Origin of the sequence: Shouchella rhizosphaerae, assembly GCF_900142675.1 — a bacterium.
In the GTDB taxonomy this organism is placed as follows: domain Bacteria; phylum Bacillota; class Bacilli; order Bacillales; family Bacillaceae_D; genus Shouchella; species Shouchella rhizosphaerae.
The window spans coordinates 1-23093 of the sequence record NZ_FRBS01000002.1 but is presented as its reverse complement, the minus strand read 5'-3'; the positions used below and the strand labels follow the sequence as shown (position 1 = coordinate 23093).

The window sequence follows — 23093 nt, the reverse complement described above, 5'->3', positions numbered from 1 at the left end:
ATGTATAGATTCTTGCAGAATCTACTATACTGTTACTACTATGGGAGGTGAGCTTCATTTATGAGTACAAACCTATGGCCCTTTAAAAAAAGACCTACAACCTTTCGCTGCCATGCCGAGGAAGCATCATTAACGGAAGATCTCGCACACGCTCTTGTTGAATTTTGCAAACACCGCGGCAATCGCGACCTGTTGCTTATTTGCATCGGCACAGACCGTTCGACTGGCGATTCGTTAGGGCCTTTAGTTGGAAACTTACTAGAAGGGCAAAACTTAAACCAATTCCACGTGCATGGGACGTTAGCAGAACCGATCCATGCCGCCAACATGGAAAAACGGCTTGCCTCCATTTATAAAAAACACCCTAACGCGTTTGTTGTCGCCTTGGATGCATGCCTTGGCAAAACTGCAAACGTTGGCTATATTACATTGTCCGCAGAACCACTCAAACCTGGAGCAGCCATGGGCAAAAACTTACCTGAAATTGGCGATATTTGCTTAACAGGCATTGTCAATGTCGGAGGGCTGATGGATTTTTATATGCTGCAAAGCACAAGGCTGCATGTGGTCATGAGCATGGCTCAAAAAATAAGCAAGGCAGTTGCTGCGGCTGACCAACAATTAACCGCACTGCAAACTGCCAAAACGAAAAAAGCCTATTCTTTTTTGCCAACAAAAACCGAGCCTCTTTAACGCCATCGTTAAGCGCCCATACGGAATAGCCAATTGCCTAACATCCTAGCGGAACGCATCGGCAATGTCTGTAATCGCATCCACAAGAGCAGAAACATCCTCTTGCTTCGTATAAGGTCCAAAACTGGCGCGTACGAGCCCATCTTCAGCAGTCTTGTACCAATTGTGCAGCTTCGGCGCGCAATGAAGGCCTGCTCGTACAGCCATATCATAATGTTCATCTAAAATCATGGCCGTTTCTTGGCTGCTCACACCGTCAATTGCAAACGAAACAACCGCTACTCTTCCTTGCGGCGATAAAGAGCCGACTACATGTACATGCTCATGGTTGCTAATTCCCTCTAAAAAGATCCGTGTTGCTTCCATTTCATGGGCATGCACAGCTTCCACTCCTCCTAGACGTTCAAGCTCTTGCAAACCTGCAAGCAAACCTGCAATTCCTGGTGTATTGGCCGTGCCAGCTTCATAACGCTCAGGCCATTTGTCCGGCTGCTCTAGATGCTCGGAATAATGCCCCGTACCGCCGTGTACGAGCGGTTTCAAGCCAACATCTCTTGCTGCTGCTAATAAGCCTGTTCCTTGTGGCCCTAATAAGCCTTTATGTCCTGGACATGCCAGCAAATCAATTCCGTCTTGTTCCATATCAATCGCAATTTTGCCAGCTGTTTGTGAGGCATCCACAAGCAGGACGGCGCCGATTTTTTTTGCTTTTGTGGCAATGGGTTTTAAAGGCACGATTTCTCCTGTGACATTTGAAGCATGATTGATCACAACAAGGCGCGTACCTGGCGTCATTGCCTCCACGACTGCTGCTGCTGTCTCGTCCCCTGTTTTTCCGCTTGCATAAACGATCGTCGCCTGCTTTTCTTTTTCAAGTATATGCAACGGCCGCAAAACCGAATTATGCTCAAAAGCGGTGCTTACTACCCGATCCCCTTGCTGTAAAGGGAAGCCAAGAATGGCTTGATTTAACGCGTATGTGGCGTTCGGATAAAACCAAATATGCTCAGGGCCTGGCGCGCCAAAAAAAGCCGCCAACCGTTTTCTTGCCTGAAAAAGCGTGTCTGCAGCTTGCCTCGCTAACTTATGGCCTCCTCTTCCTGGATTTGCACCGTAGGCTAGAATCGCTTCGCTAACAGCGTCAGCAACTGCTTTTGCCATTGGAAAAGACGTTGCTGCTTGATCAAAATACCGCATTATTCCACTCCTTTAAAAAAGAAGCTATCGCAGCCGACAGCTTCATTCCTTTTCTGTATGAACCAATAACGATAAAATCCGTTCCAAGTCGTCCTCGGAAAAATAGTCAATTTCAATTTTGCCTTTTTTCTTTCCAGGTTTAATGAGTACAGATGTACCAAGCGTGTCCCTTAAACGCTCTTGCTGTTCTTTAATAATCGGAGGTAGCTTCACTTTTACTTGCTTTGTTTCACGTGGAACATGTTCATTTAATCTCTGGACGAGTTGTTCGACTTCCCGCACGCTAAGCTTGTCTTGCAGCACTTTTTCTAACAGCTGTGAAAGTTTTTGCTTATCTTGCAGCCCTAAAAGCGCGCGTCCATGGCCCATTGTCAGTTTGCCAACGGAAATGAACTCTTGAACAACTTTTGGCAATTGCAACAAACGCATATGGTTGGCAATATGCGGCCTACTTTTTCCAAGGCGCTTTGCTAACTGCTCTTGCGTGCTATTCGTATGTTCCATTAATTTCTCGTAAGCAATGGCTTCCTCGATTGGATTCAAATCTTCACGCTGCAAGTTTTCGATTAACGCAATTTCCATCATTTTATTTTCATCCAGTTCCTGGACAATGACAGGAATTTGTGTTAATCCTGCTTGTTTTGCCGCTTTTACGCGCCGCTCGCCCATTACAATTTCATACCCTTTAATCGCTTTGCGTACAGTAACAGGCTGCAAAATACCGTGTTCACGAATCGAGTTGCTCAATTCCTTTAATGCTTCCTCAGAAAACGTTTTTCTAGGTTGGTACGGATTTGGCCTAACGTCTGCAAGATCAACTTGTACAATTTGCTCTTCCTGTTTGTCTTCTTGTTCTGGAAAGAACGCTTGTAGCCCTTTTCCCAACCCCTTTTTTCCTGCCGTTCTAGCCATTCGCAACCACTTCCTTCGCTAAGTCTATGTATACTTCGGCACCACGCGACTTGGCATCATACACGATAATTGGTTTTCCATAGCTCGGCGCTTCTCCTAACCGGATGGTTCTCGGAATAATGGTATCAAATACTTTATCACGAAAATATTTTTTCACTTCTTCAATCACTTGAATGCCTAAATTGGTTCGCGCATCTAACATCGTCAACAATACGCCTTCGATCGCTAAGTCCGTATTTAAATGTTTTTGTACGAGGCGAACGGTATTAAGCAGTTGGCTAAGCCCTTCCAGTGCATAATATTCACATTGGACAGGGATCACCACTGAATCTGAAGCCGTTAACGCATTAATGGTTAACAATCCAAGTGAAGGAGGGCAATCAATAAAAATGTAATCATAATGGGATTTCAAAGGCGTCAATGCTTTTTTCAAACGTACTTCCCTTGAAATGGTCGGTACGAGTTCGATTTCAGCCCCTGACAACTGAATTGTAGCCGGTATAACGTCAAGATTGTTCACTTCTGTTGACCTAACAACTTTGCGTGCATCTAAATCCTCTATTAGCAAATCATAGACACATTCATCGACGTCGCCTTTTTCAATGCCAACGCCACTTGTAGCATTGCCTTGCGGGTCAATGTCTACGAGCAGCACACGTTTTCCTAAGTGAGCCAAACAAGCAGCCAAATTGACTGATGTTGTCGTTTTCCCTACACCGCCTTTTTGATTTGCGATAGCGATGATTTTTGACACATGGGCACCTCTTTCCTGCTTTCCTGCAAAACATCAAACAATCCTATTGCTAAACAATTTACGTGTTTCATGAGCGATTTTAATAGTCTAACTCTACTATACATTTTTTCTTGTAGTTTGTGAAACTGAATTAGACCCATTTTAGGGAAAAAACAACAAAAAAAGACCTATCAAAGCTGATAGATCATTTTTTCTTAGGAATGCGGATCGTAAATTGGTAAAATTCTTCATTGTCTTCTTCATCGGTATCGACTTTTAAGCCGCTTTTCATCACCATATCAACTGATTGACGAATCGTATTCATGGCAATGCGCATGTCTTTTGGATAAGATTTTCGTTTCGGCTTTTTCTTTTTTGGCGCTTCTTCTTCCGCTGTTTTAAAATACGCTTTTACTCGTTCTTCCGTCTGCTTCACATTCAACTGCTCTTCAATGATTTGTTTTAAAACGGCTTCTTGGGCTTCAGCATCTTTTAAAGCAATTAACGCGCGAGCATGCCGCTCTGAAATGTCTCTATTTAAAATAGCGTCTTGGACTGCTTGTGGCAAATGAAGCAATCGAAGTTTGTTTGCAATCGTTGATTGGCCTTTGCCAAGGCGTTGCGCCAAACTTTCCTGCGTCAAGTTATGGATTTCGATTAATTTTGCATAAGCGGTAGCTTCTTCAATGGCAGTTAAGCCTTCACGCTGCAAATTTTCAATTAGTGCAATCGAAGCTGTTTGCGAATCATTAAATTCTTTGACAATAGCAGGGATCGTTTCCCATTGCAACGAAGTAACAGCACGCCACCTACGCTCTCCTGCAATGATTTCGTATTTATCATCGCGAACACGGACGACAATGGGCTGTATGACTCCATGCGTCCTGATCGTTTGCGCTAATTCGGCAATCCGGTCTTCATCAAATAGAGTTCTAGGCTGGAAGCGATTCGGCACGATATCTTTAATAGCAAGCTGCTGTACCTCTTCGTTTGCAGTTAATTCAGCATCGTCGTTTTTATCATTTAAGCCAAATAGGCGTGAAAACGATTGCTTCATCGCCTCGGACACCACCTTTTGTTTTTAACCATTTGAATTGATTCGACATATATTCGCAGCATTCCTTTTCTCATTGGAAATTCACATATGTTTCACGTGGAACATTCACGTGATTGGCTGCTTATTGGGCACCCCAGGCTTACGAGGATACTTGTTTGGCGTTGCTTTCGCCTTTTTTATTTGCACAATTTGCCTTTCGCTATGTTCAATTGGCAATTGGAATGAATGGCTTGCAGAAAGTTCCCCGCCTAGAACAGCAATTGCTTTTTTCCCTTCAGCCACTTCTTCATTGCTGCCAGCCCCTTTTAAGGCGATAAAATCGCCGCCTACTTTCACAAAAGGCAAACATAGTTCACTTAAAACGGACATACGTGCGACTGCCCTGGCAATTGCAACATCATAAATTTCGCGGTGATGCTTGCTTTTTCCGGCCAATTCCGCCCGGTCATGGTAAAAGGAAACGCCTGTTAATTCAAGCTCATTAGCCAAATGGGTTAAAAAACCAATCCGCTTATTTAAAGAATCAATAATCGAAATTTGCAAGTCGGGATAAAGGATTTTAAGCGGCAAGCTTGGAAATCCAGCCCCAGCGCCGATATCAACAATTTTTTGGTCAGTAAACGGGTAGTAAAAACTCGGCGTGATTGAATCATAAAAATGTTTTAAGTATACATCCTTTTTTTCGGTAATAGCAGTCAAATTCATCTTTTCGTTCCACTCAACGAGCAGTTCAAAATAGCGCTTGAACTGCTCGTGCTGAGTGGACGATAAGACGATTTTTTGTTCCGCTAATAACGAGGAGAAAAATTCTTCGCCCATCTGCTCCTCCTTACGATGATGTTTTTGCCAGCCGCCCTTGTTCGAGATATACAAGCAAAATGGAAATATCCGCTGGATTTACACCAGAAACACGGGAAGCCTGGCCTACTGAAAGAGGCCGTACTTGTTTTAGTTTTTGCCGCGCTTCTGTCGCAATACCTTGGATCGCATCATAATCAAGATCCTCAGGAATTCGTTTTTGTTCCATCTTTTTCAAACGTTCAATTTGTTGCCACTGTTTCTCAATATAACCTTCGTATTTGACTTGAATTTCAACTTGTTCATATACCTCATCATCAAGCTCCACGTCTGGCCGCGGAATGATTTTCAGGAAATGGTCGTAAGTCATTTCTGGTCGTTTTAACACTGCTGTTGCTTTTAACGCTTCCGTCATCGGCCTTGAACCTAAACGTTCAAGTAGTTGGTTGACTTCGTCTGACGGTTTTACAACCAGTGCAGAAATTCGTTGTTTTTCCTGTTCAATCGCTTCTTGTTTTGCTTTAAAGCGAGAATAGCGTTCTTCAGAAATTAATCCCAACTCGTAGCCTTTTTCCGTTAAACGCAAATCAGCATTGTCATGGCGAAGAATTAAGCGAAACTCTGCCCGCGATGTCAGCAAGCGGTACGGTTCATTCGTCCCTTTGGTGACAAGATCATCAATCAATACGCCAATGTACGCCTCTGAACGGTCTAAGATCACGCCTTCTTTGCCAAATGCCTTTTGGGCCGCATTAATGCCAGCCATAATCCCTTGCCCGGCTGCTTCTTCATAGCCAGATGTTCCATTGATTTGCCCTGCCGTAAACAAACCGCTAATTTTTTTCGTTTCTAATGTTGGCCATAGTTGTGTTGGCACGATCGCGTCATATTCAATCGCATAGCCAGGCCGCATCATTCGGACTTCTTCTAAGCCAGGAATCGTTTTAAGCATCGACAATTGGACATCTTCTGGCAGACTTGTCGACAACCCTTGTACATAGACTTCACTTGTATCGCGCCCTTCTGGCTCCAAGAAAATCTGATGTCTTGGCTTATCGCTAAAACGAACAATTTTATCCTCAATCGAAGGGCAGTACCTTGGTCCTGTCCCTTCTATCATACCGGAATACATAGGGGAACGTCCAAGGTTAGCAGAAATAATTTGATGTGTATTTTCGCTCGTATACGTTAACCAGCACGGCAGCTGGTCTGTAATGAATTTGGTCGTCTCGTACGAAAAGGCGCGAGGTTTGTCATCGCCAGGCTGGATTTCTGTTTTCTTGTAATCAATCGTATTCCCGTGGACACGGGGAGGCGTTCCTGTTTTAAAACGAACCAGGTCGAAACCGAGCTCTTTCAAGTGGTCTGACAACTTAATGCTTGGTTGCATATTGTTCGGGCCAGACTCGTAAGAAAGTTCTCCTAATATAATTTTCCCACGCAAATACGTGCCTGTGGTAACAACAACCGCTTTCGCTCGGTATTGTGCCCCTGTATTCGTAATAACGCCGCGGCACTCTCCGTCTTCGATAATTAAACGATCCACCATTCCTTGGCGAAGAAGCAGATTTTCTTGCTCTTCAATCGTCCGTTTCATCTCTTGTTGGTAACGGAATTTATCCGCTTGCGCCCGCAGCGCTCGAACAGCAGGGCCTTTCCCCGTGTTAAGCATTCTCATTTGAATATGGGTTTTATCAATATTCCGCCCCATTTCTCCGCCAAGGGCATCAATTTCACGGACAACAATGCCTTTAGCCGGCCCTCCAACAGAAGGGTTGCACGGCATAAAAGCCACTGCATCTAGATTCAATGTCAACATGAGCGTGTTGGCGCCCATTCTGGCAGCAGCAAGGCCAGCTTCTACTCCCGCATGCCCTGCGCCGATGACAATAACGTCAAACGTTCCACCTTGGTAACTCATATCGGCTGCGGCTGCTAAATTGCCTAGCAGCCTACCTTCCTTTCTACACAAAAAAATGTGTTTATTTTCCTAAACAAAATTGCGAGAACAACTGGTCAATTAAACTATCTTGGACATCTTCTCCAATAATTTCGCCTAATAATTCCCACGTCCGTGTCACATCAATTTGAATCAAATCAACAGGAACATCGGTTAAACTTGCAGCAATCGCTTCTTCAGCATGGGCTTTTGCTTGGTTTAGTAAACCAATATGACGGGCGTTTGACACATACGTCAAATCAGCGCCTTCCACTCCACCAGCAAAAAACAAACGACTAATTGCTTCTTCTAATTGGTCGACTCCTTCTTCCTGGAGGAAGGAAGTCGCCACGACTGGATTCTCTCCTGCTAGTTGGCGGACACGCTCCATATCAATCCGCCCTGTTTGGTCGATTTTATTGACGATCACGACCACATCCAGTCCTTTAACCGCTTCGAACAAAGCTTCATCCTCTTTTGAAAGTTTTTCTGCATAGTTTAAAACAAGCAAAATTAAGTCGGCTTCTTTGAGCGCTTGGCGAGACCGTTCAACGCCAATTCGCTCGACAATGTCTTCCGTTTCACGAATACCGGCTGTATCAATAAGGCGAAGAGGAACGCCGCGGACATTGACATACTCTTCAAGCGTATCTCTCGTTGTTCCAGGTATATCGGTCACAATCGCTTTTGCTTCATGGACGAGGCTGTTCATCAAACTGGACTTGCCAACATTTGGCCTGCCAATGATGGCAGTGGCGAGCCCTTCCCGTAACACTTTCCCTTGTTTGGCAGTCGCGAGTAACGCTTCAATTTCCGCTAAAACAATGGTCATTTTTTCGTTTATAAGCTTAGCTGTCATTGTCTCCGCATCATACTCTGGATAATCAATGTTAACCTCGATCGAAGCAATTGTTTCTAAAAGGGCTTGACGCAACTTGCCAATTTTTTTGGACAAACGCCCTTCCACTTGGCGCAATGCGACATTCATTGCCCGATCCGTTTTTGAACGGATTAAGTCGATGACGCCTTCTGCTTGCGACAAATCAATACGGCCATTCAAAAAAGCGCGCTTTGTGAATTCTCCCGGCTCAGCCAATCGAGCTCCCTTTGCCAGCACAGCTTGAAGCACACGGTTCACAGACACAAGCCCGCCGTGGCAATTGATTTCCACAATGTCTTCACGTGTATAGGTCCTCGGCGCTCTCATAACCGTGACCATCGCTTCTTCAATCGCTTCCTCGCTAGCATCATCCATTAAATGGCCATACACAATTGTGTGACTCGGCGTATCTTCTAAACGCTTTGTCCCTTTAAACAACTTATCGCCAATCGCAATTGCTTGATCTCCGCTCAGCCGGACAATCCCAATCGCCCCTTCTCCAAGTGCCGTCGATATTGCTGCAATTGTATCCATTTCCATCGTTTTCACCTCCTTAAGGCATATCTTCAACATATAAGAATAGCACAGGAAAACGCGAAAAGCTATCGCCTGAAGTTGACTGCATTTTTAGGAACAAGAAAAAGGAAGCATGCGCTTCCCTTTCAAACTGTAGACAATCGCTTGCATACGTCGTCGGTTGCCTCAGCCATATGTCATGAACACCCGTTCTATTCGCCTCTTCCTTCACCTGCACGCCTCGTCTGACAACGTGTTTCAGTCGAATTGCGTCGGCTCAACGACAACATGCCGTTTTGCTCCTTCGCCTTGCGAATGGGTCTGCACGCCGGCATCGTTTGCCAACGTCGTATGAATGACTTTACGTTCACGAGCTGGCATTGGCTCAAGGACAATCGGTTCCTTTGTCGTTTTGGCCTTATGGCTGATCCGCAATGCGAGCTGCTTGAGCGTTTCTTCCCGTTTGTGCCGGTAGCCTCCGGCATCGAGCCGGACTTTGACGAAATCCGTGCTAGGCGAATGGGAAGCAGCCAGATTCGTTAAATACTCTAATGAATCGAGCGTCTGCCCTTTGCGTCCAATCAAACGACCTTGGTCTTTTTCTTCTTCTGTATGCAACGAAAAAAACGCTTCTTTGCCTACTTGCTCGACCGAAAGTTCAGCTTTTAACCCCATTAAAGAAATGGTTTCTTCAAGAAAGGAGCGGGCAACGTCTGTAGATCTTGGCGGCACATGAGCTTTAATCACAGCTGGCTTTCCGCCAAACAAACCGAAAAACCCTTTTTGTGGTTGTTCGATGACTTCATAGACTAACTGTTCTTCCGTAGTACCCAAATGCTGCACTGCATTGGCAACTGCTTCTTCCACCGTCCGACCTTTGAACGTATGCGCCACTTTTAATCCCCTTTCTTATTTGCGTTTTTTCTTCGGCTTTTTCTTTTTCTTGTTTGGCTTGTTCTTGTTATTTTTCCGTTGGCTGCCTTGGTTTCCTTTTGCTTTTGAAGCAGCGGCTGTTTCCACTGTTGTTTCGAGGCCCCGTTTGCCAGCATTTGGCCCGGTAATAAAGTATGTTTGCATGATCATGAAAATATTTCCGACAACCCAGTATAAAATGACGGCTGCAGGAAGGAAAATACCTACCACCAAAATCATAATCGGCATCGCATACAACAAAATTTTCATTTGTGGATTGTCTTGCACCATCATCATTTTTTGCTGGATAAACGTTAAAATACATGCCAAAACAGGTAAAATAAAATAAGGATCTGGATTGTTTAGTACAAACCAAGCAAACGATTCCCCTTGAAAATTAGGCGTCCGCATAATTGCGTGGTAAATCGCCAAGAAAATCGGCATTTGCACAAGCAAAGGCAAACAGCCGGCAAATGGGTTCACTTTATGTTCAGAAAACAACTTCTGCATTTCTGTATTTAGCTGCATTTGCGTGTTCTTATCTTTTGCACTGTACTTTTGACGGAGCTTTTGCATTTCGGGCTGTAGTTGCTGCATTGCTTTCATGCTCTTCGTCTGCTTGACCATTAACGGCAAAAGCACGATCCGAAACAGAACAGTTACAACAATAATCGCCCAGCCATAACTACTGACCCAGCCGGCAATTAGGATAATGAGCCGTGATAACGGATACACAAAAAACGAATTCCATATCCCTTCGCTCTCAGCCGTAACGGGCTCATTGACGCTAAAGCAGCCGGATAAAAACAACAGCATGCTCGCCAGTACAAGTAGCCAGCCTGTTTTTTTCATCAAACTCGGACATCCTCCCACCAATCAGCTATCTTTCTTTCTATTTCCATATAAAGGGGCCAATACTTTCGCTTTTTTCATAACGTGCTCCAAACTGCTCCGTACTTCTTTAAAGGAAAGGTCGCGTGCTGGATTTCGCGCGATCACTACATAGTCACAGTCTGGCCGAAGCTGTCCTTCAAGTTCATGAAAAGCGGCGCGGACAAGGCGCTTGATCCGATTTCGACAAACGGCATTCCCGACACGTTTTGAAACGGACAGGCCGAGCCGTAAACGGTCTTGTCCCTCTTTTGGCAACACGTATAAAACAAACTGGCGATTCGCCATTGAACTCCCTTTTTTAAAAACCGCTGAAAACTCTCGGTTCTTTTTAATTCGTTGCTCTTTTTTCAATCTGACCACGACCTCTCGCCTGCAATGCTCCTCATACTTGAAAAAGACCACTGGCGCCAGTGGTCTATGCAGACAATACTTTTCTTCCTTTTTGACGGCGGCGCGCAAGCACTTTACGCCCGTTTTTTGTCGCCATGCGGGCACGGAAGCCATGATTCTTTTTGCGTTTGCGGTTATTTGGTTGGAACGTTGGTTTTCCCATTTATTCCACCTCCTTCGAGGATTGTATCTCTGTAAGACACTCTAAAAAATTATATAGACAATAGACTACCTCTGTCAAGAGATAGTTCAATCGGCTACTGCTTCTCCCTCTTTTCGACAATTGTGGATAAAATCCGAGCTCCATTTTTTCTTGTCTACAAGTTATCGACAACCCTTTACACATATCTAGTGTTGTGGACAACTACAAAACACTAGATACAGGGTTTTGTGGATAAGTACATAGAACCATTGCGGTATCTAGTTATTTTTGCTATGATTAAGTTGTTTTCCTTCGTGGACATTGACTTAATCAAAAAACCTGTCCACAGCCTGTGGGTAAGGTTGTGGACAGGTTTTTTATTTCTGTTGGCGTTCTTATCCACAACGCACTGTATAAGGGGGATTTCCGCTTTTCTACTATAATAATTATTATACACAACTATGCAGTGCACGCATAATTATTCGTGTTGATTTTAGATGTTGTACAAATGTTGTACAGCTTATTTATGTCGCAATAAGGGAGGGGTTTTTTTGGAAAATATTGATGATCTGTGGAACAAAGTGCTTGAAGAAATGAAAAAGAAAGTAAGCAAACCTAGCTATGAAACGTGGCTAAGAGCAACCAAAGCGAATGCGCTCCAAAATAACGACACGATCATTGTCACTGCGCCAAATGAGTTTGCACGTGACTGGCTTGAAGACCACTATTCAGGGCTGACGTCCGACATTATTGAACAGCTTACAGGTGCGCGATTGACGCCAAAGTTTGTTATTCCTCAACATAACCAAGAAGAGGAAGCATTACCTGAACAAACACCTCAGACCCCGCCAGAAAAAGATGTAGCTGGCCAATCGACACTGTCGCAAACGATGCTTAACGATAAATACACGTTTAACACATTTGTCATTGGCTCTGGAAATCGCTTTGCCCATGCAGCTTCATTAGCCGTTGCGGAAGCTCCTGCGAGAGCCTATAACCCTCTGTTTATCTATGGAGGAGTCGGCCTAGGAAAAACCCATTTAATGCATGCGATTGGCCATTATGTAATGGAACATAACCCAAATGCGAAAGTTGTGTATTTGTCATCTGAAAAATTTACAAATGAATTTATTAACGCGATCCGAGACAACAAAGCTGTCCATTTTCGTAACAAATACCGCAATGTTGATGTACTGCTCATTGACGACATCCAATTTATTGCCGGCAAAATCCAAACACAGGAAGAATTTTTTCATACATTCAATGCATTGCATGAGGAATCAAAGCAGATCGTCATTTCAAGTGACCGCCCTCCAAAAGAGATACCGACTTTGGAAGACCGATTACGCTCCCGTTTTGAATGGGGCTTGATTACCGACATTACGCCGCCTGATTTGGAAACGCGCATTGCCATTTTGCGCAAAAAAGCGAAGGCAGAAAACTTGGATATCCCTAATGAAGTGATGCTTTACATTGCCAATCAGATTGATACAAACATTCGTGAGCTAGAAGGTGCGCTCATCCGTGTTGTTGCCTATTCTTCTTTAATTAATCAAGATATGAACGCCGATCTGGCGGCTGAAGCATTAAAAGATATCATTCCAAATGCGATGCCTAAAACGCTAACAATTACAGACATCCAAAAGCTTGTTGGCGAACACTTCCAAGTAAAGCTAGAAGATTTTAAAGCAAAGAAACGAACTAAATCAGTCGCTTTCCCGCGCCAAATAGCGATGTACTTATCCCGAGAAATGACGGACGCTTCATTGCCTAAAATCGGCAGTGAATTTGGCGGCCGCGACCATACAACCGTCATCCATGCTCATGAAAAGATTTCAAAACTGCTTGCCACTGACCAGGAATTGCAGCAAAAAGTGCAAGCTATTACCGAGCAGTTGCGTCAATAGATGTGAACATGTGTATAACAGAAACAAGCCTATCCACAAACTACCCACATGTGAATAGGCTGTCTCTTTACGCATTTTGCTTACTTATCCACAAATACACAAGCCCTAGTACTATTACTACGACATTTAAAAGACTTATATATAGATTTATGAAAAGGAGTTTCTTATTATGCATGTCATTATTGAACGGAATCGGATGGTTCACGATGTCCAACATGTTGCAAAAGCCGTTTCATCCAGAACAACGATTCCCATTTTAACGGGAATTAAATTGGTTGCTGATGCAAATGGCTTAACCCTTACCGGGAGCGACTCAGACTTATCGATTGAATCGTTTATTCCAAAAGAAGAAAACGAACGTGAAATTGTGCAAATCGAACAAGCAGGAAGTATCGTGTTGCAATCAAAATACTTTGCTGAGATTGTGAAAAAACTGCCCGGGGAAACGATTGAAATCCAAGTGCATGACCAATTTGCAGCAACAATCCGCTCTGGTTCTTCTGTTTTTACGTTAAATGGCCTTGATCCAGAGGAATATCCTCGTCTGCCACAACTGAAGGAAGATTTGATTTTTAGCTTGCCGCAAGATATGTTGCGCAACATCATTCGCCAAACCGTATTTGCCGTGTCCACTCAGGAAACACGTCCCGTGTTGACAGGTGTAAACATTGAGACGGAAAACGGGGAGCTCATCTGTACTGCAACAGATAGCCATCGGTTGGCGATGCGGAAAACAAAGATTGATAGCCAAGATGAGGGACTCGAATTTAAAAATGTCGTGATCCCTGGAAAAAGCTTGCAAGAGTTGAGCAAAATTTTGGAGGATACAAGCGATTTGGCTGAAATTGTTGTAACCGAGAATCAAATCCTTTTTAAACTCGGAAACTTGTTGTTTTTTTCAAGACTGCTTGAAGGAAAGTATCCAGTAACGTCTGGCATGATACCAACTCAGTTCAAAACGTCCTTTGTCGTAAAAACAAAAGAATTGGTCCATACGCTTGAACGGGCAATGTTGTTATCTAGGGAAGCAAAAAACAATGTTATAAACGTCAAAACACTTGGCGACAACCAAATTGAAATTACGTCAACATCACAGGAAATAGGAAAAGTGACGGAAAAAATGGCTACTGACCAATTTGAAGGGGATGAAATACGGATTTCGTTTAATGGGAAAAATATCCTTGATGCCTTGAAAGTGGTTGACAGCGATGAAGTCCAAATCTTTTTGACAGGTGCGATGAGTCCCTTCGTTATTCGCCCAATTGACTCAGACCACTATTTGCATTTATTCTCGCCAGTCAGAACGTATTAAAGTACTAGGGCGAAAAAAGGTTGGCTAACAGCGCAAACGTTTAGTACAATATAAGAAAAGATGAACAAACGAGATTTGGAAGAAAACCTATATGGCTAACGAAAAAGGCAGCATTCTCGCAAAGTATGCTGTCTTCCTTCGTCCAGCCGATTGTGAGGTAGACCTTGGAACAAATACGAATTGAAACGGAGTATATTACCCTTGGCCAGCTCTTGAAGGAAATTGGCGCTATTGATACGGGAGGCATGGCAAAATGGTATTTGAGCGAGCACACCCCGCGCGTGAATAGCGAAGAAGAAAACCGGCGCGGCCGCAAATTACGAAACGGGGATGTGATTGAATTGGCCGACGGGCGCACATTGACGATTGTTGGAAAGGAATAACGATGATTATCCACACGCTTGAGCTGTCCTCTTACCGTAATTACAGCAAAACGGCTGTCGTTTTTGGCGAAAAAATCAATGTCTTTGTCGGCGAAAATGCCCAAGGAAAGACAAACTTGCTGGAAGCGATTTATGTGGTAGCACTAGCCAAATCCCATCGCACCCAAAAAGACAAAGAAATGATTGGCTTTGAAGAGCCGTTCGCACGCATTCATGCGAAAGCCGAAAAACGTACAGGCGAGGTCGAACTCGATATCATTTTGTCGGCTAAAGGGAAAAAAGGAAAGATTAACGGCCTTGAACAGCGCCGCCTCAGCGACTATGTAGGGACGCTGAATGTCGTCATGTTCGCTCCTGAAGATCTTGACTTAGTGAAAGGCAGCCCGCAAGTCAGGCGGCGCTTTATCGACATGGAGCTTGGCCAGATCAGTCCAGTTTATTTAAACAGCCTTTCCTTGTACGGGAAAATACTAAAGCAACGGAATGTGCTCTTAAAAAATATGCAACAAAAACGCTCGCAAAATTATGCAATGGTGGATGTTTTAACCGAGCAGCTCATTGACAAAGCGGCATTTGTCATGAAAAAGCGGGCTGAATTTATTAGCCGGCTCGAAGAATGGGCCACGCCAATCCATCAATCCATTAGCCGCGGTAAAGAAATGCTCACTCTTTCCTATATCCCGTCAATTGAGGTATCAGACATAGAGAATATGTCGAAAATAAAAGAAGACTTATATAAAGCGTACGAAACGAAAAGGGAAACAGAGGTACGCAGGGGGACCACATTGTTTGGGCCCCACCGTGATGATGTTTCTTTCTCTGTCAATGGTTTAGATGTCCAATCCTACGGCTCACAAGGACAACAAAGAACGACGGCGCTGTCTGTCAAACTAGCTGAAATCGATTTAATCTATGCGGAAATTGGCGATTACCCGATTTTGCTTTTGGACGATGTATTATCTGAACTAGACAATTATCGGCAATCGCATCTGTTAGAGGCGATCCAAGCCCGTGTGCAGACATTTGTAACGACCACTTCCACAAGTGGACTCGATGATAGCGTGTTGGCTGAGGCTTGCCTCTTTTCTGTAGACCAAGGCACAGTGAAACGATTGGAGTAAAGTATGTATATTCACATCGGTGGAGAGGTCATTTTGCCAGCTATAGAAATTATCGCAATCTTGCCCTATGCCGAAGGCGAACTGGCAAAAGATACAGCCGTTTTTTTACACGAATGGGATACGAAACACGATTGCAAAAAAATTGCATCAGAAGATTCAGTGAAAAGTGTCATTGTAACCGATACTTGCATCTATTTTTCCCCGGTTTCCTCGCAGACGTTAAAACGCCGGTCCATGTCTGATGGATTGGAATTGCTAAATGACGAATTGGGGGAGGCGCTTTTAAGCGATAGTGAGTAGACGATCCCTGATGAGAAGGTGAAGAATGTTGGTAAATGAGCAAAATCAAACATACGATGAAAGCCAAATTCAAGTTTTAGAAGGGCTTGAAGCCGTGCGCAAGCGCCCTGGCATGTATATCGGGTCGACAAGCCAAAGAGGGCTGCACCATCTAGTATGGGAAATTGTCGACAACAGCATTGACGAAGCGATGGCTGGTTTCTGTGATGAAATTAAAGTAACGATCGAGGAAGGAAACGCCCTTACGGTTGAGGATAATGGCCGTGGCATTCCTGTCGGCATCCAAGAAAAAATGGGCCGTCCGGCGGTCGAGGTCATTATGACTACCCTTCATGCCGGAGGGAAATTTGGCGGTGGCGGCTATAAAGTATCAGGCGGCCTTCACGGAGTTGGTGCTTCCGTCGTCAACGCGCTGTCGACACACTTAACGGTCAATGTCCATTTAGACGGGAAAATCCATAGCCAATCTTATAGCCGTGGTGTTCCCGATGCTGATTTGACCGTCATAGGTGAAACCGATAAAACCGGCACGACTATTACGTTCCAGCCAGACCCAGAAATTTTCCGGGAGACGGTTGAATTTGATTATGAAACACTTGCTGCCCGCATTCGCGAGTTGGCGTTTTTAAACAAAGGGCTGACGATCAAAATTGAGGACAAACGAACAGAGGACGGCAAAAAGGCCACCTACCATTACGAGGGTGGAATTTCGTCGTTTGTCAAACACCTCAACCGTTCAAAAGAAACGCTCCATGAAGAGCCGATTTATGTGGAAAGCGAAAAAGACGGCATTTCTGTTGAAGTAGCCGTCCAATACAATGACGGATTTACGAGCAGCATTTACTCCTTCGCGAATAACATTAATACCCATGAAGGGGGCACGCATGAATCAGGCTTTAAAACAGGCTTGACGCGCGTTATTAATGATTACGCCCGCAAAAATGGGTTGTTTAAAGAAAACGATCCAAACTTAAGTGGCGAGGATGTCCGTGAAGGGCTGACAGCAATCATTTCCGTCAAAATTCCTGAGCCCCAGTTTGAAGGGCAAACGAAAACAAAGCTAGGAAACAGTGAAGCACGCACAATTACTGACTCTTTATTCAGCGAAAGTTTTGCAAGGTTCCTGTCTGAGAATCCAGGAGTTGCCCGCAAGATTGTCGATAAAGGGTTGATGGCTTCCCGTGCCCGTGAGGCTGCTAAAAAGGCCCGTGAGTTGACACGGCGGAAAAGCGCCTTAGAAGTAAGCTCGCTTCCTGGAAAGCTAACCGACTGTACATCAAAAGATGCGTCGATTAGTGAATTGTTTATCGTTGAGGGCGATTCTGCCGGCGGTTCGGCAAAAGGGGGCCGAGATCCCCATTTCCAAGCGATTCTTCCTTTGCGAGGGAAAATCCTTAACGTAGAAAAAGCCCGTCTGGACAAAATTTTAGCAAACAATGAAATTCGGATGATCATCACGGCAATTGGCACGGGAATTGGCGATGAATTTGATATTTCAAAAGCACGCTACCATAAAATCGTCATCATGACCGATGCCGACGTAGACGGCGCCCATATCCGGACATTGATTTTAACGTTTTTCTATCGCTATATGCGCGAACTCCTTGAAAATGGCTATGTGTACATTGCGCAACCGCCGCTTTATAAAATTGAGCAAGGAAAAAACAATGTAACGTATGTTTATTCTGACCGGGAGCTTGATGCGCATTTAGCAACTGTGGCAGACCGCAGCAAAGTGAGCGTCCAACGCTACAAAGGTCTTGGCGAAATGAACGCTGGCCAACTGTGGGAAACAACGATGGACCCACAGGTTCGCAATATGCTCCAAGTGACTCTCGCTGATGCGATCAAAGCAGATGAGATATTTGAAATTCTCATGGGCGACCGAGTGGAGCCAAGGCGCGATTTTATTCAAGAAAATGCACATTACGTGAAAAATTTGGATGTGTAGAAGAACGGCTGACGCAAATCATTGCCAGCTGCCCTGGAGGTTTACGGAATGGCTGAAGAAGATGTACCAAGACTAAGAGAAAGACAAATAGACGAGGAAATGAAAGAATCGTTCATCGATTACGCGATGAGCGTCATTGTCAGCCGGGCGCTGCCAGACGTAAGGGATGGCATGAAGCCCGTGCATCGCCGGATTCTGTATGCCATGTTTGAGCTTGGGATGACGCCAGACAAACCATATAAAAAGTCGGCGCGGATCGTAGGCGAAGTGCTTGGAAAGTACCACCCACACGGCGATACTTCTGTATATGACGCAATGGTACGGATGGCACAAGATTTTAGTTATCGTTATATGCTCGTCAACGGGCATGGCAACTTCGGTTCCATTGATGGCGACTCTGCCGCGGCAATGCGTTATACAGAATCAAAAATGTCCAAGATTTCCATGGAACTAGTCCGGGATTTAAACAAAGATACCGTTGATTTTATCGATAACTATGACGGCACTGAGCGAGAACCGAAAGTGATGCCTTCCCGTTTTCCGAATTTACTCGTCAATGGCACGTCGGGGATTGCAGTCGGGATGGCAACCAATATCCCGCCCCATCAATTAGGTGAAGTGATTGACGGTGTACTTGCTTTAGCAAAAAATCCTGACATTAGTATTCCTGAGCTCATGGAATATATTCCAGGCCCTGATTTTCCAACAGGCGGCGAGATCCTCGGCCGCTCTGGCATACGCAAAGCCTATTCAACAGGACGAGGCTCGATTACCGTACGGGCTAAAACCGAAATTGTCGAAAACAAAGGCAAACAGTCGATTATCGTCACGGAACTGCCATACCAAGTCAATAAAGCGCGTCTGATTGAAAAAATCGCGGAACTAGTGCGTGACAAGAAAATTGATGGCATTACCGAACTGCGTGATTCCTCGGACCGCAATGGCATGAACATTGTCATCGATGTGCGTAGAGACGCAAATCCAAACGTCATTTTAAACAATTTGTTTAAACAGACTGCCTTACAAACAAGTTTTGGCATTAATATGCTTGCTCTTGTGAATGGCCGGCCTGAAGTCTTAAACTTGAAACAGACGCTGGAACAATATTTGGCTCACCAAGTAGAAGTGATCCGCAGGCGCACTCAGTTTGACCTAAACAAAGCGGAAGCCCGCGCCCACATTTTGGAAGGCTTGCGCATTGCCCTTGACCATATTGATGAAATCATTGCCTTAATCCGTGGTTCGGACACAGCAGAAATCGCTCGAAACGGCTTAATTGAGCGATTCGAACTCAGCTATGACCAAGCACAAGCGATTCTCGATATGCGCTTGCAACGGTTAACTGGTTTGGAACGGGATAAGCTTGAACAAGAATACAAAGACGTGTTGGCGCGAATTGCTGAACTCCGTGCAATTTTGGCTAGTGACGAGAAAGTCATTGACGTCATCCAAGAAGAAATCCTTGCCATTAAAGAGAAATTTAATGACGAACGGCGGACGGTCATTTCGGCGAGCGAAGAACATTTGGAAGATGAGGATTTAATCCCACGGCAAAATATTGTTATTACTATTACCCATAACGGCTACATTAAACGCTTGCCTATTTCTACGTACCGTGCTCAAAAACGGGGCGGAAAAGGCGTACAAGGCATGGGTACGAATGATGACGACTTTGTCCAGCACTTGTTTACGACCAACACGCACCATACCGTGTTAGTCTTCACAAACAAAGGGAAAGCCTACCGCCTAAAAGGGTATGAAATCCCTGAACTAGGTCGAACAGCAAAAGGCATTCCGGCGATTAATCTGTTGCCATTTGATCCAGGCGAAACGATTAGTACAGTCATCCCAATTGAATGCTTTGATGACGATTCGTATTTGTTTTTCGTAACAGAGCACGGCATTGCCAAACGAACAAAGTTGTCTGCATTTGCGAATATCCGTAAAGGTGGTTTGTTCGCGATCAATTTAAGAGAAGGCGATTCACTCCACGGCGTGCGTTTAACCGATGGCAACCGTGAAGTGATGATCGGGACGAAACAAGGAATGGCGATCCGTTTTCCAGAAACAGATGTCCGCCTAATGGGACGTACTGCAGGCGGCGTCAAAGGCATTACCCTATCTGAGAATGACGGTGTGGTCGGCATGGACGTAGTGGATGAAAACCAAAGCGTGCTCGTCGTTACCGAGAAAGGCTACGGCAAACGGACGCCACTTGATGAATACCGGGTCCAAAGCCGCGGCGGAAAAGGGATTAAAACATGTAACATTACTGATAAAAACGGTCCTCTTGTCTCTTTGAAAATGGTGGCCGACGAAGACGACATTATGATTGTTACCGCCAATGGGATTATTATTCGCACCAACGTAGACGGCATTTCAACCACTGGCCGAAATACTCAAGGCGTGACGTTGATTCGTGTCAGCGAAGGAGAAGAAGTAGCGACAGTCGCCCGTGTGAACATTAACGACGACGAAGTCGATGACTTAGAAGACGATGATGAGCAAGAGCAACCGACATCAGAGGAAAACGCAGAATAAAAAAGCAAAAAACCAGTTAGCATCGTATTGAGCTAGCTGGTTTTTTTCGTGTGCGTTTCGCGTTAAATAATCGGGTAGGAAGGCCCATAACGAGGATAGGCATAAAAAGGGGGGCGAGGCCCGATTTTAGGAACTAGCCAAGAGTCCTTTAAATAAAACATCCGTTCTTTTTGATTGACGTCCTTTTCCAACAGCAAAGTTACTTCAGGATAAAAAGTATACAAGCGAAAACACCCCTTTTTCTTTACTGTACGCAAGCAATTGATTTACGAGCCTATCCTTTTTTAGCGAAGACGGGCACCACGGCTCCTGCCTATACATACGGTGGCAATAGCTAAAAGGGACGGAGGAGAGGCAAATGGCAAGCAAAAATGACGGGGACTTTAAAGAAAAGGAAATAAAAGCGCTACAAGACTGGTTTGAACGCCATAAGCAAACGAAACCCTATCCCCAATATCCTTACTATGGAAAAATTACACGTTACGAAGACATTCCACTAGTTGCTCCAGAACAAAGGCAATTAAAGCACCCTGGCGTTGAACGCTTAATGGTTCCAAAACCGATTATTGAAAACCCTAATGTACAAGGAAGTGGAAAATTAACAGGAAAAACGGCAATCATTACTGGTGGCGACAGTGGCATCGGCGCTGCAGCAGCAATTGCCTTTGCTAAAGAAGAAGCAGATGTGGTAATTAGCTATTTGGATGAACATGAAGATGCCCAACGGACGAAAAAGCGAATTGAAGAATTGGGGCAACGTTGTTTGCTTTTGCCTGGCGATGTTAGTGAAAAACAGATGTGTGAAACAATTGTTGCGAAAACGATCGAAGCATTTGGGAAAATCGATATTCTTTGCAATAACGTCGGCATCCAATTTCCCCAACACTCCATCGTCGATATTACCGATGAACAATTTGACCATACATTTAAAGTCAATTTTTACTCCCATTTTTATTTAACGCGAGCCGCCCTTCCATATTTAAAGGCAGGCAGTTCTATTATTGGAACGACATCGGTCGTTACCTATGTCGGAGAGCCTCAGCTTGTAGATTATACGGCGACAAAAGGGGCAATTGTCGGATGGACCCGTGCCCTTGCCAAACAAATTGGCGATAAAGGGATCCGCGTAAACGCCGTCGCTCCAGGGAAAATATGGACGCCGCTCATCCCCGCTAGTTTCTCCGCTGATGACAATGCCCTTCCAGGGGACAATGTCTTTAACCGGGTAGGGCAGCCATTTGAATTAGCGCCTACTTACGTCTATTTGGCATCTGATGATTCCAGGTTTGTGACAGGGCAAGTTCTCCATGTAGATGGCGGGCAATCGACGAATTCGTAAAGCAAAAGCCTCCTGTCTGGTCTAGGGAACTGCACGAGCTGCATGAATACATTAAACTAAATTTTATGGGGACTGTTGGAGGATATTGAAAACAACGGTCTCTTTTTTAGATAGATATGTCATTAAACGAAGAAGCAAAATAGTGTAAGAAAAAAATAACTTAAATTTTATTACATAATTGTAAGAGTAGCATTGCATCATTGTAAGGTTTACGTAAGGGAAATCGATTATTAACTAACAACACATTGCTTATACTTCTTCTATATCAATATAAAATTCAAGGAGAGGTATAAGCATGGATTTATTTCAAAGGAATGTTGATTTGTTTAGACTAATTAATGATTTTGGTAAAGAACATGCATATCTAAACGATACTTTTATATTCATAGCTGAATATATGGTTTTTGTTCTTGCTTTATTTGTTTTAATGTTCTGGTTTACTAGGATAAGGGAAAATAGGATGATGATAATTTCGGCTATTATAGCCTTTATTGTAGCCGAGGTTATCGGGAAAATTGCTGGGAAATTACATGCAAATAATCAACCATTTGCGGAATTGTCTAATGTAAATCAATTAATAGAGAAAGCAGTAGATAATTCGTTTCCGAGCGACCATACTATTTTATTCTTTGCGTTTTGTACAACTTTCTGCATATATCGAAAAAGATGGAGTTACATATGGATGACGGTTGCTTTTTTTGTTGGCCTTTCTCGTATTTGGGTGGGTGTGCACTATCCTGCAGATGTCTTAGTTGGGGCGCTAATTAGTATCGCTTCAGCTTTAATGGTTTCTTTTATTGTCCCTCGTCTTAAATTTGTAAGGAAATTACTATGGTTTTATGAAAAACGGGAACAACAGTTTTTACCTACTAGGGAAAAATCTAAAGAATTATAAGCTAAGATATCAGTAGATAGGGGAAGTACCTATACGGACGGCCAGTTCCAACTAAGGACAGCTAGGGCCGTCTTTTATAGTTTACAAGCATTACTTTAAAAAACCACAAATTATTTTCCTGAAATAGTTGACGCTATTTAACAAACATGATATATTAATTGAGTCGCCAAGAGAGAACGGCGGCAAAACGAGTCCTTTGAAAACTGAACAAAAGCCAAGCGTAAAAGAGATACAAGGTATCTCGTCAATCATAGTGAGCCACAACTTCGGTTGTGCAATGA

22 protein-coding genes are annotated in these 23093 nt (G+C 44.1%); 10 read left to right on the top strand and 12 right to left on the bottom strand.

Annotation, left to right across the window (positions count from 1 at the left end; genetic code table 11):
• The first annotated feature begins 60 nt into the window (after positions 1–60).
• Complete coding sequence (gene yyaC / locus BUC05_RS06180) at positions 61–693, top strand: spore protease YyaC (protein WP_011248943.1); 633 nt, start codon at positions 61–63, stop codon at positions 691–693.
• Between the two features lie 45 nt (positions 694–738).
• Here the strand turns inward: yyaC and BUC05_RS06175 are convergent, their stop codons facing one another.
• The 11 genes from BUC05_RS06175 to rpmH all read right to left on the bottom strand — a co-directional run bounded on the left by BUC05_RS06175 (position 739) and on the right by rpmH (position 11084).
• The gene (locus BUC05_RS06175) at positions 739–1890 is read right to left on the bottom strand and encodes an aminotransferase class V-fold PLP-dependent enzyme (RefSeq protein ID WP_073304341.1); all 1152 of its coding nucleotides are present in this window, start codon (positions 1888–1890) and stop codon (positions 739–741) included.
• 42 nt (positions 1891–1932) lie between these two features.
• Entirely contained in the window at positions 1933–2802 is an 870-nt protein-coding gene (locus BUC05_RS06170) for a ParB/RepB/Spo0J family partition protein (protein WP_011248945.1), read from the bottom strand.
• Entirely contained in the window at positions 2795–3556 is a 762-nt protein-coding gene (locus BUC05_RS06165) for a ParA family protein (RefSeq protein WP_011248946.1), read from the bottom strand. Before BUC05_RS06165 ends, BUC05_RS06170 begins: the two co-directional genes overlap by 8 nt.
• A 184-nt stretch (positions 3557–3740) precedes the next feature.
• Positions 3741–4592 carry a nucleoid occlusion protein gene (gene noc, locus BUC05_RS06160; protein WP_011248947.1) on the bottom strand — a complete coding sequence of 284 codons (852 nt, stop codon included), beginning with the start codon at positions 4590–4592 and terminating at the stop codon, positions 3741–3743.
• A gap of 105 nt (positions 4593–4697) precedes the next feature.
• A complete protein-coding gene (rsmG, locus tag BUC05_RS06155; protein ID WP_035205676.1) occupies positions 4698–5411 on the bottom strand; it encodes a 16S rRNA (guanine(527)-N(7))-methyltransferase RsmG in 714 nt (237 codons plus the stop codon).
• A gap of 10 nt (positions 5412–5421) precedes the next feature.
• Positions 5422–7311 (bottom strand): tRNA uridine-5-carboxymethylaminomethyl(34) synthesis enzyme MnmG, encoded by a 1890-nt coding sequence (mnmG, locus tag BUC05_RS06150; RefSeq protein ID WP_035205674.1) that lies wholly within the window; start codon positions 7309–7311, stop codon positions 5422–5424.
• A gap of 61 nt (positions 7312–7372) precedes the next feature.
• Positions 7373–8749, bottom strand: coding sequence for a tRNA uridine-5-carboxymethylaminomethyl(34) synthesis GTPase MnmE (gene mnmE, locus BUC05_RS06145; protein ID WP_011248950.1), 1377 nt, complete (start codon positions 8747–8749; stop codon positions 7373–7375).
• 234 nt (positions 8750–8983) lie between these two features.
• The gene (gene jag / locus BUC05_RS06140) at positions 8984–9619 is read right to left on the bottom strand and encodes an RNA-binding cell elongation regulator Jag/EloR (protein WP_035205672.1); all 636 of its coding nucleotides are present in this window, start codon (positions 9617–9619) and stop codon (positions 8984–8986) included.
• A 15-nt stretch (positions 9620–9634) separates the two neighbouring features.
• On the bottom strand, positions 9635–10489 hold the full coding sequence (gene yidC, locus BUC05_RS06135; protein WP_073304339.1) for a membrane protein insertase YidC: 855 nt from the start codon (positions 10487–10489) through the stop codon (positions 9635–9637).
• 24 nt (positions 10490–10513) lie between these two features.
• A complete protein-coding gene (rnpA, locus tag BUC05_RS06130) occupies positions 10514–10882 on the bottom strand; it encodes a ribonuclease P protein component (protein WP_011248953.1) in 369 nt (122 codons plus the stop codon).
• A gap of 64 nt (positions 10883–10946) precedes the next feature.
• Positions 10947–11084 (bottom strand): 50S ribosomal protein L34, encoded by a 138-nt coding sequence (gene rpmH, locus BUC05_RS06125; RefSeq protein WP_011248954.1) that lies wholly within the window; start codon positions 11082–11084, stop codon positions 10947–10949.
• Positions 11085–11614: 530 nt separating this feature from the next.
• On the opposite strand from rpmH, the gene dnaA reads away from it, so the two are divergent.
• The 7 genes from dnaA (at position 11615) to gyrA (ending at position 20578) form a co-directional block, all read left to right on the top strand.
• Positions 11615–12970 carry a chromosomal replication initiator protein DnaA gene (gene dnaA / locus BUC05_RS06120; protein ID WP_011244865.1) on the top strand — a complete coding sequence of 452 codons (1356 nt, stop codon included), beginning with the start codon at positions 11615–11617 and terminating at the stop codon, positions 12968–12970.
• Positions 12971–13139: 169 nt separating this feature from the next.
• The gene (gene dnaN / locus BUC05_RS06115; protein WP_011244866.1) at positions 13140–14282 is read left to right on the top strand and encodes a DNA polymerase III subunit beta; all 1143 of its coding nucleotides are present in this window, start codon (positions 13140–13142) and stop codon (positions 14280–14282) included.
• Positions 14283–14446: 164 nt separating this feature from the next.
• A complete protein-coding gene (gene yaaA / locus BUC05_RS06110) occupies positions 14447–14665 on the top strand; it encodes a S4 domain-containing protein YaaA (protein ID WP_011244867.1) in 219 nt (72 codons plus the stop codon).
• A gap of 2 nt (positions 14666–14667) precedes the next feature.
• Positions 14668–15786, top strand: a complete 1119-nt coding sequence (recF, locus tag BUC05_RS06105) for a DNA replication/repair protein RecF (protein WP_011244868.1) — start codon at positions 14668–14670, stop codon at positions 15784–15786.
• Positions 15787–15789: 3 nt separating this feature from the next.
• Entirely contained in the window at positions 15790–16086 is a 297-nt protein-coding gene (remB, locus tag BUC05_RS06100; RefSeq protein WP_011244869.1) for an extracellular matrix regulator RemB, read from the top strand.
• Positions 16087–16111: 25 nt separating this feature from the next.
• Positions 16112–18037 carry a DNA topoisomerase (ATP-hydrolyzing) subunit B gene (gyrB, locus tag BUC05_RS06095; RefSeq protein ID WP_011244870.1) on the top strand — a complete coding sequence of 642 codons (1926 nt, stop codon included), beginning with the start codon at positions 16112–16114 and terminating at the stop codon, positions 18035–18037.
• A 48-nt stretch (positions 18038–18085) separates the two neighbouring features.
• Positions 18086–20578 (top strand): DNA gyrase subunit A, encoded by a 2493-nt coding sequence (gene gyrA / locus BUC05_RS06090; RefSeq protein WP_035205668.1) that lies wholly within the window; start codon positions 18086–18088, stop codon positions 20576–20578.
• 62 nt (positions 20579–20640) lie between these two features.
• Here gyrA and BUC05_RS21445 read toward each other — a convergent pair whose 3' ends face one another.
• On the bottom strand, positions 20641–20802 hold the full coding sequence (locus tag BUC05_RS21445) for a hypothetical protein (protein ID WP_167369563.1): 162 nt from the start codon (positions 20800–20802) through the stop codon (positions 20641–20643).
• A 134-nt stretch (positions 20803–20936) separates the two neighbouring features.
• On the opposite strand from BUC05_RS21445, the gene BUC05_RS06085 reads away from it, so the two are divergent.
• Positions 20937–21917: an SDR family oxidoreductase gene (locus tag BUC05_RS06085; protein ID WP_063608859.1), complete on the top strand. Its 981-nt coding sequence runs from the start codon at positions 20937–20939 to the stop codon at positions 21915–21917.
• A gap of 295 nt (positions 21918–22212) precedes the next feature.
• Positions 22213–22812, top strand: coding sequence for an undecaprenyl-diphosphatase (locus BUC05_RS06080; protein WP_073304338.1), 600 nt, complete (start codon positions 22213–22215; stop codon positions 22810–22812).
• Positions 22813–23093: the final 281 nt, after the last annotated feature.